We start from the raw sequence: 15,479 nt of genomic DNA, 5'->3' as shown, positions 1-15,479 counted from the left end.
AAATGAAACCTTTAGATCACAAAATCGACTTTGCAGTTGTTCTATCAGTTACGAAAGCTAATCCAAATGGAGATCCTTTGAATGGAAATCGCCCAAGACAAAATTATGATGGACATGGTGAAATCTCTGATGTAGCCATTAAACGAAAGATTAGAAATCGTCTGCAAGACATGGAAGAATCTATTTTTGTTCAATCAAATGACAGGAAGGTAGACCAATTTAATAGTTTAAGGGAACGAGCAGAAACCAATGTAGATTTAGTCAAAGCGTTAAAATCGAAGGATAATCCACATGAACAATTTGCTGCAATTGCATGTAAAGAGTGGATTGATGTAAGAAGCTTTGGACAAGTTTTTGCCTTTAAAGGGGGAGCTGGAAAAGGTATCTCTGTTGGAGTAAGAGGACCTGTTTCAATTCATACGGCAACGAGTGTTGATCCGATTGATATTACAAGTATGCAGATTACGAAAAGTGTAAATTCTGAGCCTGGGAAAGATAAAGGTTCAGATACGATGGGGATGAAGCATCGTGTTGATTTTGGCGTCTATGTTTTTTATGGAAGTATTAATACGCAATTAGCAGAAAAGACAGGTTTTACTAACGAAGATGCGGAGAAGATTAAAAATGCACTGGTTACATTGTTTGAAAATGATGCATCAGCAGCACGCCCTGAAGGAAGTATAGAAGTACATAAAGTTTGTTGGTGGGATCATAATTCAAAACTTGGTCAATACTCCTCTGCAAAAGTACATCGTTTATTAGAGGTTAAACGGAATATTGACGAACCAAAAACAATCGATGATTACACTGTATTGGTACATGAATTAGATGGTTTAAAAGTTGAGATTATTAATGGAATGTAATGAAGACAATAGTTATTTAATGTTATCTGGTATTCAACATTTTCAATTTTGTAAACGACAATGGGCCCTTATTCATATTGAACAACAATGGGAAGTAAATGTTAGGACGATTGAAGGGAATTTTCTTCATCTGAAAGCTGATCAACCATTTATTAAGGAAAAACGGGGAAACAAAATTACTGTGCGTGCGATGCCTATAAAATCAAATGAACTTAGAATTACAGGAGTTTGTGATGTGGTAGAGTTTATTAAAGATAATAATGGGATTGAAATAAATGGTGCCGAGGGAAAATATATTGTACAACCAATCGAATATAAACGTGGGAAACCGAAAATAAACGATTCGGATGTTTTGCAATTAACAGCACAAGCTATATGTCTTGAAGAAATGCTGCTTTGTGAAATAAAGACAGGCTTTATATTTTATAATGAAATAAAACACCGCATCGAAGTTCCCCTAACGGCATATGAAAAAAATAACGTTAGGTCAATTGTCAAAGAAATGTATGATTATTATAAACGAAAGTATACCCCTAAAGTAAAAAAAGGATCGTTTTGCAAAAATTGTTCCCTTCAAAATTTATGCTTACCAGGATTAATGAATAAAAGATCTGTAAAAAGTTATATTGAAGGGAAGATCCATGAATGAAAAAACTTCTTAATACATTGTTTATAACTCAACCAGATGTTTATTTGTCGTTAGATGGTGATAATATCGTTCTTCTAAAGGAAAAAGAGAAGATTGGAAGATTGCCACTTCACAACTTAGAATCAATTGTATCTTTTGGCTATACTGGTACAAGTCCTGCACTTATGGGGTATTGTGCAGAAAAAAATATTTCATTGGTATTTTTAACAATGTATGGACAATTTCGTGCTAGGGTTATTGGGAAAAGCAAGGGGAATGTTATTCTTAGAAAAAAACAATATCGTATATCAGAAGATGAAGTTATATCAGCTAAAATTGCATGCAACTTCATTGTTGGAAAGATTTACAATAACAAATGGATAATTGAAAGAATGACTCGAGATTATCCATTACGAATAGATGTGGATCAATTCAAAGCAATCTCTCAACACTTATCATCTATTATTCTTGAAGTAAGAGAATGTGAGGATTTAGAAAGATTAAGGGGATTAGAAGGGCAGGCTGCCACAAGTTATAATAAATTATTTAATCAGATGATCCTACAACAAAAAGAGGATTTTTATTTTAATAGACGTTCTCGAAGACCCCCATTAGATAATGTAAATGCAATGTTATCATTTGCTTATACATTATTAGCAAATGATATGACATCTGCATTAGAGGGTGTTGGATTGGATGCATATGTTGGGTTTTTGCATCGAGATCGGCCAGGAAGGGTATCTTTGGCTTTAGATGTTATAGAAGAGCTACGAGGAGTCTATGCAGATAAATTTGTCTTGTCATTAATTAATAAGCGAGTCATAAACAAGGGGGATTTTTTCCAAAAAGAAAATGGAGCTGTTATCATGACGGATGAAGCTAGAAAAAAATTTATAACAGCTTGGCAAAATAAGAAACAAGAAAAAATAACACATCCATATCTTGGTGAAAAAATATCTTGGGGATTAGTACCACATGTGCAAGCTTTGCTATTGGCTCGTTATTTACGTAATGATTTAGATGAATATCCACCATTTTTATGGAAGTAGGTGTAACAGTTGCTAGTATTAATAACATATGATGTAAGTACAGCTAACAGTATTGGACAAAAAAGACTGCGAAAAGTTTCGAAAATATGTCAAAATTATGGCCAACGAGTCCAAAATTCAGTGTTTGAATGTGTTGTGGACGCAGCTCAATTTGCTACTTTAAAAATGGAATTAATTAAAATTATTGATGAGGATGAGGATAGTCTCAGATTTTATCAGTTAGGTAATAACTATAAAAATAAGGTTGAACATATCGGTATAAAGGAATCAGTTGATTTAGAAAGTCCTTTGATTTTTTAGGTGCGAATGTATAGCACACATAAAATTCCTAGTGCATTCGCACCTGAATTTTAATATTTTTTATACAAATTTTCTTATTAAATAAAGAAATATGTATATTTTTGAATAGAATTAATGTATTTTTGTATGATTTTAAACAAAAATCGCTGTCGCACCTTATATAGGTGCGTGGATTGAAATATAGATAACAAGGGGCTTGTTGGTGGTAAATATAGGTCGCACCTTATATAGGTGCGTGGATTGAAATTCATCTCTTTTGCAACAGACTTACATATTTCCTTGTCGCACCTTATATAGGAGCGTGGATTGAAATCACGATATCCGAAGAACGTTTACAACTATTTTAAGTCGCACCTTATATAGGAGCGTGGATTGAAATAGTTATACCAAATAAGTTTCAAGATAAAGACCTAAGTCGCACCTTATAAAGGTGCGTGGATTGAAATGATTGACCCGGAAACAAAGCAAGCTCGTGTTGATGGTCGCACCTTATATAGGAGCGTGGATTGAAATCCGTTAACGAAAATATAAAAAGCATACGTGCCGGTCGTATCTCATATAGGAACGAGAGTTAGGACTGGTAAGATGCTTGATAGTAAGTTAGTGTCTCTGCTGGAATAAGAGGACCTGTTTCAATTCATACGGCAACAAGTATTGATCCGATTGATATTACTAGTATGCAGATTACGGAAATTGTAAATTCTGAGCTGGGGAAGGATAAAGGATCAGATACAATGGGGATGAAGCATCGTGTTGATTTTGGAGTCTATGTTTTTTATGGAAGTATCAACACACAGTTAGCAGAAAAGACAGGTTTTACTAACGAAGATGCGGAGAAGATTAAAAATGCACTGGTTACATTGTTTGAAAATGATGTATCAGCAGCACGCTCTGAAGGAAGTATAGAAGTACATAAAGCTTGTTGGTGGAAGCATAATTCAAAACTTGGCCAGTACCATTCCGCAAAAGTACACCGTTTACTGGATATTAAGCGGAACATTGACGAACCAAAATAATTGATGACTATAACATTTTGGTAAAAGAATTAGATAGTTTAAAAGTAACGATTATTGATGGACCGCAATGAAGAAAACATTAGAATGATTGAAGGAAAGCGTATTTATTAAAAAGTTAATCAACCATTTATTAAAGAAAAGTCGTACCTCTTGTAGGTACGTGGATTGAAATCAGGCTGTCGCTTAACGGTGTGGCTGGAGCGTTTTGTCGCACCTTTCATGGGTGCGAGGATTGAAATGATAAAGGGTTTGCAATCATAAAAGACATTTTTGTCGCACCTTGTATAGGTGCGTGGATTGAAATACTGTAGATCCTGTATCAGATACATAAATGATAGGTCGCACCTTATATAGGTGGGTGGATCGAAATCTATTAACAAAAATATAAAAAGCATACGTGCCGGTCGTACCTCATATAGGCGCGTGAGTTAGGACTGGTAATATGCTTGATAGTAATTTAGTGTCTCTGCTGGAGTAAGAGGAATTGCTTCAATTCATACAGCAACTAGTGTTGATTCAATTGACATTACTAGTATGCAGATTATGAAAAGTATAAATTCTGAGCCTGAGAAGGATAAAGGTTCAGATACGATGGGATGAAGCATCGTGTTGATCTTGGAGCTTATATTTTTTACGGAAGTATTCATATGCAATGAGTAAGGAATACAGATTTTACCAAAGGGGATGCGGAAAATATTAAAAATGAACTGGTTACATTGTTTGGAAATGATGGGTCAGCAGCACGCCCTGAAGGAAGTATAGAAGTACATAAAGTTTGTTGGTGGAAGCATAATTCAAAACTTGGCCAGTACTCTTCCGCAAAAGTACACCGTTTACTGGATATTAAGCGGAACATTGACGAACCAAAAACAATTGATGACTATAACATTTTGGTAAAAGAATTAGATATTTTAAAACTGGCGATTATTGATGGACTGTAATGAAGAAAAAGTTAGAATGATTGAAGGAAAGCGTATCTATTAAAAAGCTAATTAACCATTTATTAAAGAAAAATCGTACCTCTTGTAGGTACGTGGATTGAAATAAAAGATGTGTTATATTTTATGTAAGAATTGCAGGTCGCATCTCACGTAGGTGCGTGGATTGAAATTTATGGATGTTTACGATTTCGATTACCGGGCTTGTCGCACCTTATATAGGTGCGCGGATTGAAATGGCATAGAAGGTGCTGGATCAACCTGCCCGAACTGTCGTACCTTATATAGGTGCATGGATTGAAATTACAAAACAAAACATAATTTGATATTTTACATAAACGTCGCACTTTAAATAGGTGCGTGGATTATAAGACTGGTAAGATAATTGATAGTAATTTAGTGTCTCTGTTAGAGTAAGAGGACCTGCTTCAGTTCATATGACGACTAGTATTGATCCGATTGACATTATACTAGTATGCAGATTACGAAAAGTGTAAGTTCTGAGCATGGGAAGGATAAAGGTTTAGATACGATTGGGATGAAGCATCGTGTTGATCTTGGAGCTTATATTTTTTATGGAAGTATTAATATGCAATGAATAAGTAAGACAGATTTCACCAAATGGGATACGGAAAATATTAAAAATGAACTGGTTACATTGTTTGGAAATGATGAATCAGTAACACGCCCTGAAGAAAGTATAGAAGTACATAAAGTTTGTTGGTGGAAGCATAATTCAAGACTTGGCCAGTACTCTTCCGCAAAAGTGCACCGTTTATTGGATATTAAGCGGAACATTGACAAACCAAAAATAATTGATGACTATAACATTTTGGTAAAAGAATTAGATATTTTAAAAGTGGCGATTATTGATGGACTGTAATGAAGAAAACGTTAGAATAATTGAAGGAAAGCGTATTTATTAAAAAGTTAATCAACCATTTATTAAAGAAAAGTCGTACCTCTTGTAGGTATGTGGATTGAAATTATGTGTTTGTTAAAGGAAAAGTTAAAGGATATGGTCCCACCTTATATAGGTGTGTGGGTTGAAATAGTAGTGCATTATACTCACCGAGGGTCCAATTTTTCCGCACCTCTTTTAGGTGCATGGATTGAAATACCAGATGGTGTTGCGATGATAAATTTCGTGCTGGTGGCACCTTGTATAGGTGCACAGATTGAAATCAGTTTAAACTCTTAGCAAAAAAGGATACAGAGAAGTCGCATCTCTTATAGATGCGTGGATTGAAATATCAAAGTGGGTGGCCTTTCTAAAACACCTTAATGTCGTATCTCATGTAGGTGCGCGGATTGAAATCGCTAGCGCTACACGTCTAAAGGGATTGTATGGGCTTCACACCTCTAGTAGGTGTGTGGATTGAAAGTGGTAAAACACTTATAGTATTCAATTAAACCTTAACGCATTACTCGGATACTTTTTGACTATCATCCTTCATAAGCTTGAGGAAGCAGGATTTTTTTAGGTAATGCGTTAACTTTAATTAAAACTTCTTGAAATATATACCTATATTATATAATATGTAGGTATATTGTTAGTTTATTTGATTCCGTTTATTCCCACACCTTTTTTGTGTTGTGGTTGAGTTGTAGAAGCAAGTTGCGTCTTGTTTCAATTGTGAAAGGGCTTCTTTGAGCCGATTAGTGTATATATAGCTTATTTTGCTATGCACATTTTTAATCGACTTGAAGAAGCTCTTTTTGTGTTGTTTTCAAGTTCGCAGGCTGGATTATGAATCATAACAAATTGCAAATTAGAGGAGATATGAAAATGAAAAAAGATTGTAGACACTTAAGATTAGTACCAACAGCAGAGGAACATAAAACACGAATGGAAAATAACCAGAAGTCAAATGCTGCATCAGCAATGTTAATCCAATCTAGATCGAGAATTAATCAATTGCGAGGTTGCTTAGAGGCAGAAATCATATTTCCTGATGGTAAAATGCAATATTTTAGACCAAACGCCATTCATGAAAAGGAAGCCATTCAAGAAATTACGTTATTTATTGAAGGCATACAGGAAGCAAAAGGAGGCTGTGTTATCTTATGGCGCTTTGTCGGGCAACAAAGTTTTTATCATGGTACAAAGATCGTAGCTGAACCGAAGTTTCGTAAATTTATGCGTAAGCTGAAAGATTATTTTTTTGACTACGAGGAAGTTGTTTATGAGATTGAAAAATAAGGAAGACAGAGGGATAGATATGAAAAAAGATAAGATTTGGGTAGTGTTAGATGATCCAAAAGAGCAGGAAACAAGAGAGCAATCTCAAGAGCCGGATGATATATTAGCTGGTTTGGATGAGCTATCGGAGATTACAATGATTTACTACCGTTTTAATAAAGTCGAGGTAGTGTATAGAGGGTAAAAGGAAGAACTAAGTGATGTATATACTTGGATCTTCCTTTTTTTATTGTAAAAAAGAACTTGGAGGGGAATATTATGTTTACAAAAATTTTTATTGGTCTATTTTGTTATGTATTTTTGGTAGTTCATAATTCAAAGAAAAAATTTCTAATAGAAGAAGCCAAGAAAAAAGAAATGGAAAATAAACCGGTGGAACGCCCCGTTTATTGGTGCCCAAGAGAAAATAGACCTATTGGAAGGGAACAAGAGCGTGTTACTGTTCCAACAAAAGAGATCACCTTAGAAAAAGATGTAGCAAGTATATATGATTTAGTTGCTACATCTGTTCATAAGAATCTGGGTGAGGAAGAGAGTGACAGGTTAAAACATGAGGATATAGAAGAAGTGGAGTATGCTGAAGATTTTCATCATACTCCGACTCCTGAGGCTGTTTATGATATTCCTTTTCCAAGTGATGAGGATATACCAGTGGAATTATTAGAATATGAGGACATGTATCCACAACAAGAATATGTTTCAATTTCATCGGAAACGGAACACGTTTTTCCTGTTCAACAAGGAGTAGCTGATGTTAAAGATATGGATTTTGTGAGGTGGACTGCAAAAGTGATAGGACGAGAACAAGGACTGACACGCGTCATAAATATGTCTAATAAGAAACGTTATTGGATTTATACAGAGGGAGAGATATTACCGGAAAATCAATTACTGTATATAGAATTAGAGGTCGATTCACCTTATTCTTATACACTAGTTGAATGGAGTAATAGACAACTAGGGAATATATAAATCTATTTCCTGGTTATATTTTCTTAGTTAAATAGCATGAAATACAGCATTTTTCCACTCATTTGTACAGGAATAAAACATTTTTTTATTTTTGTACAAATGAGTGGGACAGAATGATTCACCATATAAGGATATTCGACTATAATGAGACATTGTACGTCATTGTAATATTGAAATGTTTTGAGATTGAAGTGATTAACAGTCTTAAAACAGGAGAATTGAGAACTCTTCGTAATATTACAATGCTTAAAATAGATTAAATCCAAACATGAGGATTATATGAAGTAAAAAAATATTTTTGATTTAAAAAAATAACAATTTTGAAAGGTGAATGTAAATGAATATTAATTCCATAAGTAACAATGTAGTAGAAAAATTAGAACAAACGGTGCGCTATGAAAAGAAACAAGTCCAGGTATTACGTGTAAGTAAAAGTAGTTCTAATATACACGCTTACATGATTTTTCCGGAATTCTCAGAGGTTAAAATTTCAAATACCGAACTGGATGAATATATAGAAAATCTGTCAACAAGCGTGAAGTATGTCATTGATCGCAAGTTGAGTCAACAAGAAATTGAAAAACAAAATCATTCTTTCATTATGACGTGTGAAGTCGAGGAAGATGGTGTGATAGATGATGAAACGATTCATTTTAATACGACGTATGTAAAACCACCAACAATTGCAAATAAAGTATTTAAGTTGGTGTGTGGATTAGGAAATCGCTTAGATAGCTTAAAAGAATTACATATTACAGTATTAAATAATAATATTAACCGAATTGAAATTGAGTTTTACAATGAAAATGAAACATATGTGGCAGTAGAAAAAGAAGAAATTGCAAATGCAATTATGGGGGCATATACAAAAGCAAATATCTATTATGCAGCAGATCTTTATTATGTTGCGGAAGGAAATCAAATCAAATTAAAAAGCATTAAACCAAAATTAGCGGGTGATGTGTGATGAAACGAGAAAAAGGAATGATAGGAGTCTTATGCACGCTTGTTTTGATGATTTTATTACTTGTACCCTTACAAGCAGCTCAAGCTTCTGTAAAAGTAGATTTTAATGAGTTAAAAGGAAATGATGTTTCGTCATCATTTAAAGATGGACTAAACAATCGAACGAAAACAACAGAGAAAGATGATTCATTTGGATCATCAATCATACAAAAGATTGAAGGATTGTATGCGCCGGCTTTTAAAGTAGGAGTCAATATCTTTTCTATTTCATTCGTATTAGGCGTTATTGTCATGGTTATGGCATTAATTACAAAGAATGGTCAATGGATGAAGTGGGCAACTGGGAGTATGATTTTCTCATTTATTAGCATGATGTCCATGAGACTAAGTGTGTACTTCTTGTTTAGTTCCGATGTATTTTCGTTTATGAACATCTTCACGGATTTTTTAGACCTGTTTAAAGCAACAGCACTTATTTTCACACCATTTATGTTAATTGCAGGTATTCGTTTAAGAAAGATTCATGAAAGTACGAAACAGCCTGAGTATTATCGTTGGTCTAACCGTGTCATAACAGGATCTTGTTTGCTGTGTCTGTTAGCTGTACTCGCTCCATGGCTATTTGCTAATATATAAATAACTATATATTAAGATAGAAAAGGTACTGAATCTACATTCAGTACCTTTTATCTACCCATTAGGTTCTTTCTTTCATATTCTTCAAATACTTCTTCTGAAATTGGCGATAGTATGCCGCTCAAATACACAGCGGTATATAAAAAGTATTGCTCATCCCTTGTTTTAATTGTATGAGTACCGTGTTCCTCATTGTTTGGAATAATTCGTTCAATTTTGAGTTGTTTTTTATCACAAATGATCTCTTGTACTCTATATAAATTATGTATCGGTAAACGATCAATATACAAACAAAGGTACTCTAGTAGAAGTAGAATAACAGTCATTTGTAGAATGAAAGCAATTTTTAATAGAGTTGGTATGGATGCAAATAATACTAGCAATATAGAGACCAAGAAGATATTTAACTTTGAAAACCATTTTTCGTGTTGATTTAAAGAAATAATACTTTTCTTATTCTGAAATACCTGGAACCTCGTTATAAGAAAAATAATTACAAAGATTCCTTCATAACTAAACCAGGTTTTCCACTCCGTATCAGTAAGTTCTAGCAATATATATATGATACCGGTAGATATGATCAGTGGTACCAGCTGTACCAAACTAAATAGTATGGTATGTTCTAACATTCTTTTCTTGTAGATACGATTAGTAATTGAATCCAAGTTTCTTAACTCCTTCTGCAATTTTCATGATGACACCACCAATAAGAAGATGGTATTCGCCAATTCCTTTTTCATTTACGTACCAACACATATAGTGCCTGATACTTTCTTTTGCACCATGGTCATGTAAAGGGAAAGGAGATGCGTATTTTTTAGATGACACATTATTATCACCGAAAGGAACCTGTTCTGCAAGTGCAAAACGTTTCTTCGAATCATTTATAATCCAACAACCATAGTTTACTGACCCATACCATATTGCGTCTTTATGAATTGGATCAATAGAAGGTTGTGCTGGATAGCTTTCAACTAGGATTTGCGCTTTCTCTTCACGAAGTTTCTGATGTATGTGTGAATTCAATGGATCTTCCGTTCCGATTTCATAGGTTTCCTCAAAGTTACCACACTCATAAGGGACAAGGGGATTATTTGAATCAGCTGCTAATTGCAGACTGCAAGAATCTGATTTTGAAAGATAATATACACAGTCTTTGCAGGTGAAATAGTTTGAAAAAGCTGAATCACTTTCTGGTTCTGTTCCGGTATTATTTACTACAAGTTTTAACATGTCTATCACAATCCTTTTTAGGCTAATTCGTAAATTAATATAGACGTATCATATCATGCTTATAAATGTATGTAAATATTTTCCAAATAAAAATAACTTTATTAATTTTGAAAGGACTGTTTGTATTGAATAGAAATCGAGAATATATTGCTTTGCGAAATTCTATATTAATAGGCTGGTTACTGACATGCTTCGTAATAGGCCTATCTATCTATTTTTCTTCTGTTGTTTATTTATTAATCGGATGTTTCATTCTATCGTTAAAATACGGATTAATGGGTACCGTGAAAAATGTGGAAAAACGTTTGCCTACCTGGGCCAACTTTGGCGTCATTGAAAAACCAGTAAATCGAAGAGTGACTAGACCTTTTCAGTTTCGAGGTGGGCTCCTTGTTTCATTAGCATTAGGATTCGTAGAGATGGTGATAAAAGGCTTATGTATTTCATATTTTATTTTAGGATTAGAAACGCATGTATATCGTTTAATGCGCAGAAACGCAAGGGTGTAAAAAGGGGGCTTCTATTATGAAAGTATTGATATTTGAATTAATTCTCATTGCGGTTCTGATTCCGTTGAATATTGTTGTGAAAAAACATGTACCGAAATGGAAAGGAAAAGCCGGAGAGAAATTAGTGAACCGTATATTGAGCAAGTTGGATTCTGAAAGTTATCGCGTGTTACATGATGTTACGGTTTATACGGAGTTCGGTGATACAACGCAAATTGACCATATTGTTATCGCTGAAACCGGTGTATTTGTTGTAGAGACAAAGAACTATGAAGGATGGATCTATGGAAATGAGAAATCTGCAAGGTGGACACAAGGTATTTTTAGAAAGAAAGCCTCTTTTCAAAATCCATTTCGCCAAAACTATAAACATATAAAAGCCATTGAATGGGTGATGGAACAACAGCTGCCATATATCTCTATTGCAGCGTTCCATCCAAAATGCAGTCTAAAAAGAGTAAATGTTCATTCTAAAGATAAGCATGTTCTGTATTATAACGAACTACAAAAATGTATTGAATCATATACTGCCGTGCAACTAACAAATGATGAGGTCCAGCATATCTACCAAGCAATATTGCGAGCGAATATTATAGATAAGGATATTGAAAAGAAACATGTGAAGTATTTACATAATAAGTTCGCTAAACAATAAGAAATGGAGAAAGGCCAATGTTATATGTAGTAGGGTTTATAGTAATCTCTGTAATAGCTATTCGCCTTAACATGAAGTATTACAAGTTAAAAGGAGATTCAAAAAATCTTGTAAAAAGAATAAATAAGTAGTTGAAAATAGTAAAATTAGTAAGCTGTATGAATATAAAATCCACCCGGAAAATTTCAGAGAACAGAATTATGTAAGTAAAGCGCAATTGAAAATAGAATGGGAGTTTAGCTTTAAAAACAGAAACTACTTATTAAAAATAAGTAGTTTCTGTTTTTTATGGAATTAATACTTGATATACTAATTCATTATCAGTCATAGTTGGGCATGATTGCCAAGAAGGAACAAATCTATGCCAATATTGCTGTGTCCAACCATTTTTATAAATACATAATTTCCAACGATAATGTGGGTGATGTGAATAATCATCACGTTCATAATCATAACCTGAAAATTCAGGTTGAATGTATAAATTTGTCACCATAATCCCCCCTATAAAATTTAAGTATTTAAAGCATTTTATTAGGTATAGATGTCCAAAGTTATAATAGAAATGCCTAAATTTAAAAAACACTTTATAAACAATTCAATAATTAACTTAAATTGAATGGAATTTTATAAATCACATAAGTATGACTTTGACAAGTAATGCTAGGAATAAAGGTATAAATAGTACCGTAGCAAGTTTGATTGCTATGTCATTCATAACTGGACTTAATTGCTCGAAATTAATTATCATACTCACCTAACTTCCTTAAAATCAATATATATTTATAATATAATTAATGTTTTGTCCATAAAAAAAGACACTCATTTGAGTGCCTTTTCTTCGACTTGATAACCACTTTAAATTTAATAAGATGTATACGAGCTAACATCCAAATATAATTATATCATATTTTCTGAAAAATGAAAGCGGATTCCTTAACTTGCTTAATTATTTTGTCCATTACTTCTTTATATTTGTTAAATTGGGCATCTTCCATGTCACCATTCATTTGTAAAAGAAAATTACCTTTTGCGTAAGTATGAGAGAATAACATTTGATTACCGTTACCTAAATCGTCATAGTACTTTTTCGCTTGTTCAAGATCTTGTTTGTTTTTAAACTCAAATATTCTACCAGCACTATCGTCTCCTAGTGCTGGAACAAGAATGCGTTTCGCATCTTTTCTAGTACTCCCAAATTCTTTTTCCGGTAGATCACTAGGCTGTTCTGCTTCAAGTCCTGCAGCCTTAAATTCTTCAATTACTTTTCCTACTGTAACATTGCTAGCCACCGATTTGATGCTATCACAGGCTGCTAAACCAAATAATAGCAAAGTACCAATAAGAAATACTGATAATTTTCTTAAAATATTTATGCATTCCTCCAACTGAAGATAAATCCTTTGATATCATAACAAACTATAAATATTTATATAGTGATTTTTTTGAATTAGAAGAATATCCTTACATTTGTGATAAACAATCGTCTTTTCTTTAAAAGAGATTGGATAAAATAATATCAAACAATGATTCAATCCTTTCAATGATTATACAAATATTTTTAGGTAACCTTGAAGTAATTTATCTAAACCGTTGCTTTAGGTTTAATAATTGATAATAAATGTTTAACTTAGAATTATATTGTCCTGGAAACCTATTATTTTGAAGGGTAGTAAAGCTCCTATTGCAACATCAAAAGGATAATGAAACCTTACCCAAATAGAGAGAAACACTATGCGAATTTAGATTTGTTATGGATTAAGGTCTTGATAACGCACGAAGTTAGTGTTTCTTTGTTGTTGCCACTACATAAAGCAGTTACAACAACAAAGAAACACTACCATTAACACGATTTTCTGTAATTACTTGATAAATATAGGGAAAATAACCAAAAACTAAGTTAATATGCTAATGTTTATATAAATAAATGGAAAGGGGGATAAATTTATGAAACATTTTATGAAAGTTTTAATGGGATTAAGTTGTATGTTTGTTTGTATTTTCATTACATCAGGAAATGCTGAAGCTGCATCGGGAGGATGGTATAAAGTGACAACTGCAGGTAACAATTGTAAAGCTAGAGTGAATACGGATCAAACTAAATATAAGTCCAATAATAAAACCATAGGCATGCAATTAGAGGCAGAAGGAAATTGTAGTAAAATGTATTATGATGCGGCTTTAGCAGATAGAGGCCTAGAGTCTGAAGCGCATGATACAACTGTTGGAAGCTTTTCTTCGAAAACTCCAATAAAAAACTAAAAATAGGTATTGTTCGCGAAAAAGAAACTACAGTTATTATGGTTCAATTATACAAAGATGCTGCTCATACACAGACTATAGGGAAACTGATTTCAAATGATATTATACTTTATCCTAGGTACCTATAAATATACTACATAAATTGGCTACTTGGAAATTGAAAATAGGTAACTATATAATCAAAACAAAGGAATCCCTTATAATAAAGGATTCCTTTGTTTTGATTATAATATTAAATTTATTATAGGGCTTCTTTACCCATCGACATTTAACTAAAGCGAAATTGTAAACCTAAAATAAAATAACTTTATCCTTTCCTATAATTCTACAAAAAGAAAAGTGTATTTTTTACAAAATACATGTGATGTCACGAGTAATTAAAAAGTTATTCAATAAAAAAGCTAACTGCCGCATTTAAACTTATTGAAAGTAACTAATTTAGTTATATATCAATCAACCACGTCCAGCTTGGAAAGATGGATATAGCGACATACCACCATCAGCAAACAGTGTAATACCTGTTACATAGCTCGCTTGTGAAGAAGCAAGCCATGCTGCTACCGCTGCAATTTCTTTCGGTTCTCCGATATATCCCATAGGAACCATACTTTCAACATCGGCACGTTTTTCTGGATCCGCAAATTTTTCAGCATTAATCGGCGTATTCATAGCACCAGGCCCAATATTATTTATACGGATTCCTTTTGGTGCATATTCTAGTGCTAATGTTTCTGTCATTAGCTTAACGCCACCTTTACTTGCTGCATAGTGTACAAATAATGGCCATGGTATTTGCTCGTGAACGCTTGACATATTAATAACACTACCTTTAATATCCTGCTCAACAAAATATTTAATTGCCTCCCGGCTCCCTAAGAAAGCCCCTGTTAAATTCGTAGCAATTACCTTATTCCAATCACTTAATGGCATTTCATGTGAAGGTACTTGATTTTCAATACCCGCATTATTAATCATGACATCCAGTGTACCAAACTCTTTCACAGCAGATTGAACGAGATTGATAACATCTGATTCAACTGTTACATCTCCTTTTACCGCAATTGCTTCTCCACCTGCTTGTTTAACTACTTGTACTACTTCATTTGCTTCTGATTCGTTTGAATAATAATTAATTACAACTTTGGCTTGTTCTTCTCCAAAACGAATTGCCATCGCTCTTCCTAATCCTGTGGATGCACCTGTAATAACAACAACTTTCCCTTTTAAATCTGTATACATAATTTTTTCCTCC

The 15,479-nt window shown here is 33.4% G+C and carries 18 protein-coding genes, 3 pseudogenes and 1 CRISPR repeat array; of the genes and pseudogenes, 16 read left to right on the top strand and 5 right to left on the bottom strand.

Annotated elements, in window-relative coordinates; translation table 11 throughout:
* Positions 1–2 precede the first annotated feature (2 nt).
* From cas7c (N2V80_RS27635) to N2V80_RS27575, 13 genes and pseudogenes are all read left to right on the top strand, one after another.
* Positions 3–863 (top strand): type I-C CRISPR-associated protein Cas7/Csd2, encoded by an 861-nt coding sequence (gene cas7c, locus N2V80_RS27635; RefSeq protein WP_061655490.1) that lies wholly within the window; start codon positions 3–5, stop codon positions 861–863.
* Complete coding sequence (gene cas4, locus N2V80_RS27630; RefSeq protein ID WP_061655510.1) at positions 853–1,512, top strand: CRISPR-associated protein Cas4; 660 nt, start codon at positions 853–855, stop codon at positions 1,510–1,512. The genes cas7c (N2V80_RS27635) and cas4 overlap by 11 nt, the downstream gene beginning before the upstream one ends.
* Positions 1,509–2,540 carry a type I-C CRISPR-associated endonuclease Cas1c gene (gene cas1c, locus N2V80_RS27625; protein WP_061655489.1) on the top strand — a complete coding sequence of 344 codons (1,032 nt, stop codon included), beginning with the start codon at positions 1,509–1,511 and terminating at the stop codon, positions 2,538–2,540. Before cas4 ends, cas1c begins: the two co-directional genes overlap by 4 nt.
* Before the next feature lie 9 nt (positions 2,541–2,549).
* Positions 2,550–2,840 carry a CRISPR-associated endonuclease Cas2 gene (cas2, locus tag N2V80_RS27620; RefSeq protein ID WP_061655488.1) on the top strand — a complete coding sequence of 97 codons (291 nt, stop codon included), beginning with the start codon at positions 2,550–2,552 and terminating at the stop codon, positions 2,838–2,840.
* 148 nt (positions 2,841–2,988) lie between these two features.
* A CRISPR array of direct repeats spans positions 2,989–3,353; the repeat unit is 32 nt; unit sequence GTCGCACCTTATATAGGTGCGTGGATTGAAAT.
* 92 nt (positions 3,354–3,445) lie between these two features.
* Positions 3,446–3,927, top strand: a pseudogene (gene cas7c / locus N2V80_RS27615) (type I-C CRISPR-associated protein Cas7/Csd2); the annotation flags it as partial.
* Between the two features lie 391 nt (positions 3,928–4,318).
* Positions 4,319–4,797 (top strand): annotated as a pseudogene (locus N2V80_RS27610) (type I CRISPR-associated protein Cas7); the annotation flags it as partial.
* Between the two features lie 398 nt (positions 4,798–5,195).
* Positions 5,196–5,677 (top strand): annotated as a pseudogene (locus N2V80_RS27605) (type I CRISPR-associated protein Cas7); the annotation flags it as partial.
* 90 nt (positions 5,678–5,767) lie between these two features.
* Positions 5,768–5,995 carry a hypothetical protein gene (locus tag N2V80_RS27600; protein WP_340980984.1) on the top strand — a complete coding sequence of 76 codons (228 nt, stop codon included), beginning with the start codon at positions 5,768–5,770 and terminating at the stop codon, positions 5,993–5,995.
* Between the two features lie 588 nt (positions 5,996–6,583).
* Complete coding sequence (locus tag N2V80_RS27595; protein ID WP_061654998.1) at positions 6,584–6,997, top strand: DUF6018 family natural product bioysynthesis protein; 414 nt, start codon at positions 6,584–6,586, stop codon at positions 6,995–6,997.
* Positions 6,981–7,181 (top strand): hypothetical protein, encoded by a 201-nt coding sequence (locus tag N2V80_RS27590; protein ID WP_061654997.1) that lies wholly within the window; start codon positions 6,981–6,983, stop codon positions 7,179–7,181. Before N2V80_RS27595 ends, N2V80_RS27590 begins: the two co-directional genes overlap by 17 nt.
* Positions 7,182–7,255: 74 nt before the next feature.
* Positions 7,256–7,969 carry a hypothetical protein gene (locus N2V80_RS27585; protein ID WP_061654996.1) on the top strand — a complete coding sequence of 238 codons (714 nt, stop codon included), beginning with the start codon at positions 7,256–7,258 and terminating at the stop codon, positions 7,967–7,969.
* Positions 7,970–8,306: 337 nt separating this feature from the next.
* Positions 8,307–8,936, top strand: a complete 630-nt coding sequence (locus tag N2V80_RS27580) for a hypothetical protein (protein ID WP_061654995.1) — start codon at positions 8,307–8,309, stop codon at positions 8,934–8,936.
* Complete coding sequence (locus N2V80_RS27575; RefSeq protein ID WP_061654994.1) at positions 8,936–9,571, top strand: hypothetical protein; 636 nt, start codon at positions 8,936–8,938, stop codon at positions 9,569–9,571. The genes N2V80_RS27580 and N2V80_RS27575 overlap by 1 nt, the downstream gene beginning before the upstream one ends.
* Before the next feature lie 50 nt (positions 9,572–9,621).
* Here the strand turns inward: N2V80_RS27575 and N2V80_RS27570 are convergent, their stop codons facing one another.
* Together N2V80_RS27570 and N2V80_RS27565 are read right to left on the bottom strand one after the other, a co-directional pair.
* Positions 9,622–10,200, bottom strand: a complete 579-nt coding sequence (locus N2V80_RS27570) for a hypothetical protein (protein WP_080450890.1) — start codon at positions 10,198–10,200, stop codon at positions 9,622–9,624.
* A gap of 19 nt (positions 10,201–10,219) precedes the next feature.
* Positions 10,220–10,804: a hypothetical protein gene (locus tag N2V80_RS27565; protein WP_061654992.1), complete on the bottom strand. Its 585-nt coding sequence runs from the start codon at positions 10,802–10,804 to the stop codon at positions 10,220–10,222.
* Between the two features lie 125 nt (positions 10,805–10,929).
* On the opposite strand from N2V80_RS27565, the gene N2V80_RS27560 reads away from it, so the two are divergent.
* Both N2V80_RS27560 and N2V80_RS27555 read left to right on the top strand, forming a co-directional pair.
* Positions 10,930–11,313 (top strand): hypothetical protein, encoded by a 384-nt coding sequence (locus tag N2V80_RS27560; RefSeq protein WP_080000448.1) that lies wholly within the window; start codon positions 10,930–10,932, stop codon positions 11,311–11,313.
* A 16-nt stretch (positions 11,314–11,329) separates the two neighbouring features.
* Positions 11,330–11,968 (top strand): nuclease-related domain-containing protein, encoded by a 639-nt coding sequence (locus N2V80_RS27555; protein WP_061654991.1) that lies wholly within the window; start codon positions 11,330–11,332, stop codon positions 11,966–11,968.
* A 286-nt stretch (positions 11,969–12,254) separates the two neighbouring features.
* On the opposite strand, the gene N2V80_RS27550 is transcribed toward N2V80_RS27555, so the two are convergent.
* Both N2V80_RS27550 and N2V80_RS27545 read right to left on the bottom strand, forming a co-directional pair.
* Positions 12,255–12,461, bottom strand: a complete 207-nt coding sequence (locus N2V80_RS27550) for a hypothetical protein (RefSeq protein WP_001996139.1) — start codon at positions 12,459–12,461, stop codon at positions 12,255–12,257.
* A 409-nt stretch (positions 12,462–12,870) separates the two neighbouring features.
* Complete coding sequence (locus N2V80_RS27545) at positions 12,871–13,335, bottom strand: hypothetical protein (RefSeq protein ID WP_061655005.1); 465 nt, start codon at positions 13,333–13,335, stop codon at positions 12,871–12,873.
* A gap of 577 nt (positions 13,336–13,912) precedes the next feature.
* Here N2V80_RS27545 and N2V80_RS27540 point away from each other — a divergent pair.
* Entirely contained in the window at positions 13,913–14,227 is a 315-nt protein-coding gene (locus N2V80_RS27540) for a hypothetical protein (protein WP_253859318.1), read from the top strand.
* Between the two features lie 453 nt (positions 14,228–14,680).
* Here the strand turns inward: N2V80_RS27540 and gdh are convergent, their stop codons facing one another.
* Complete coding sequence (gdh, locus tag N2V80_RS27535; RefSeq protein ID WP_061654990.1) at positions 14,681–15,466, bottom strand: glucose 1-dehydrogenase; 786 nt, start codon at positions 15,464–15,466, stop codon at positions 14,681–14,683.
* Positions 15,467–15,479 lie beyond the last annotated feature (13 nt).

Origin of the sequence: Bacillus sp. FSL W8-0640 (genome assembly GCF_038007725.1) — a bacterium.
Classification (GTDB): domain Bacteria; phylum Bacillota; class Bacilli; order Bacillales; family Bacillaceae_G; genus Bacillus_A; species Bacillus_A cereus.
Note: the sequence above shows the minus strand (reverse complement) of the source record. Positions and strands in the feature narration are given on the sequence as shown.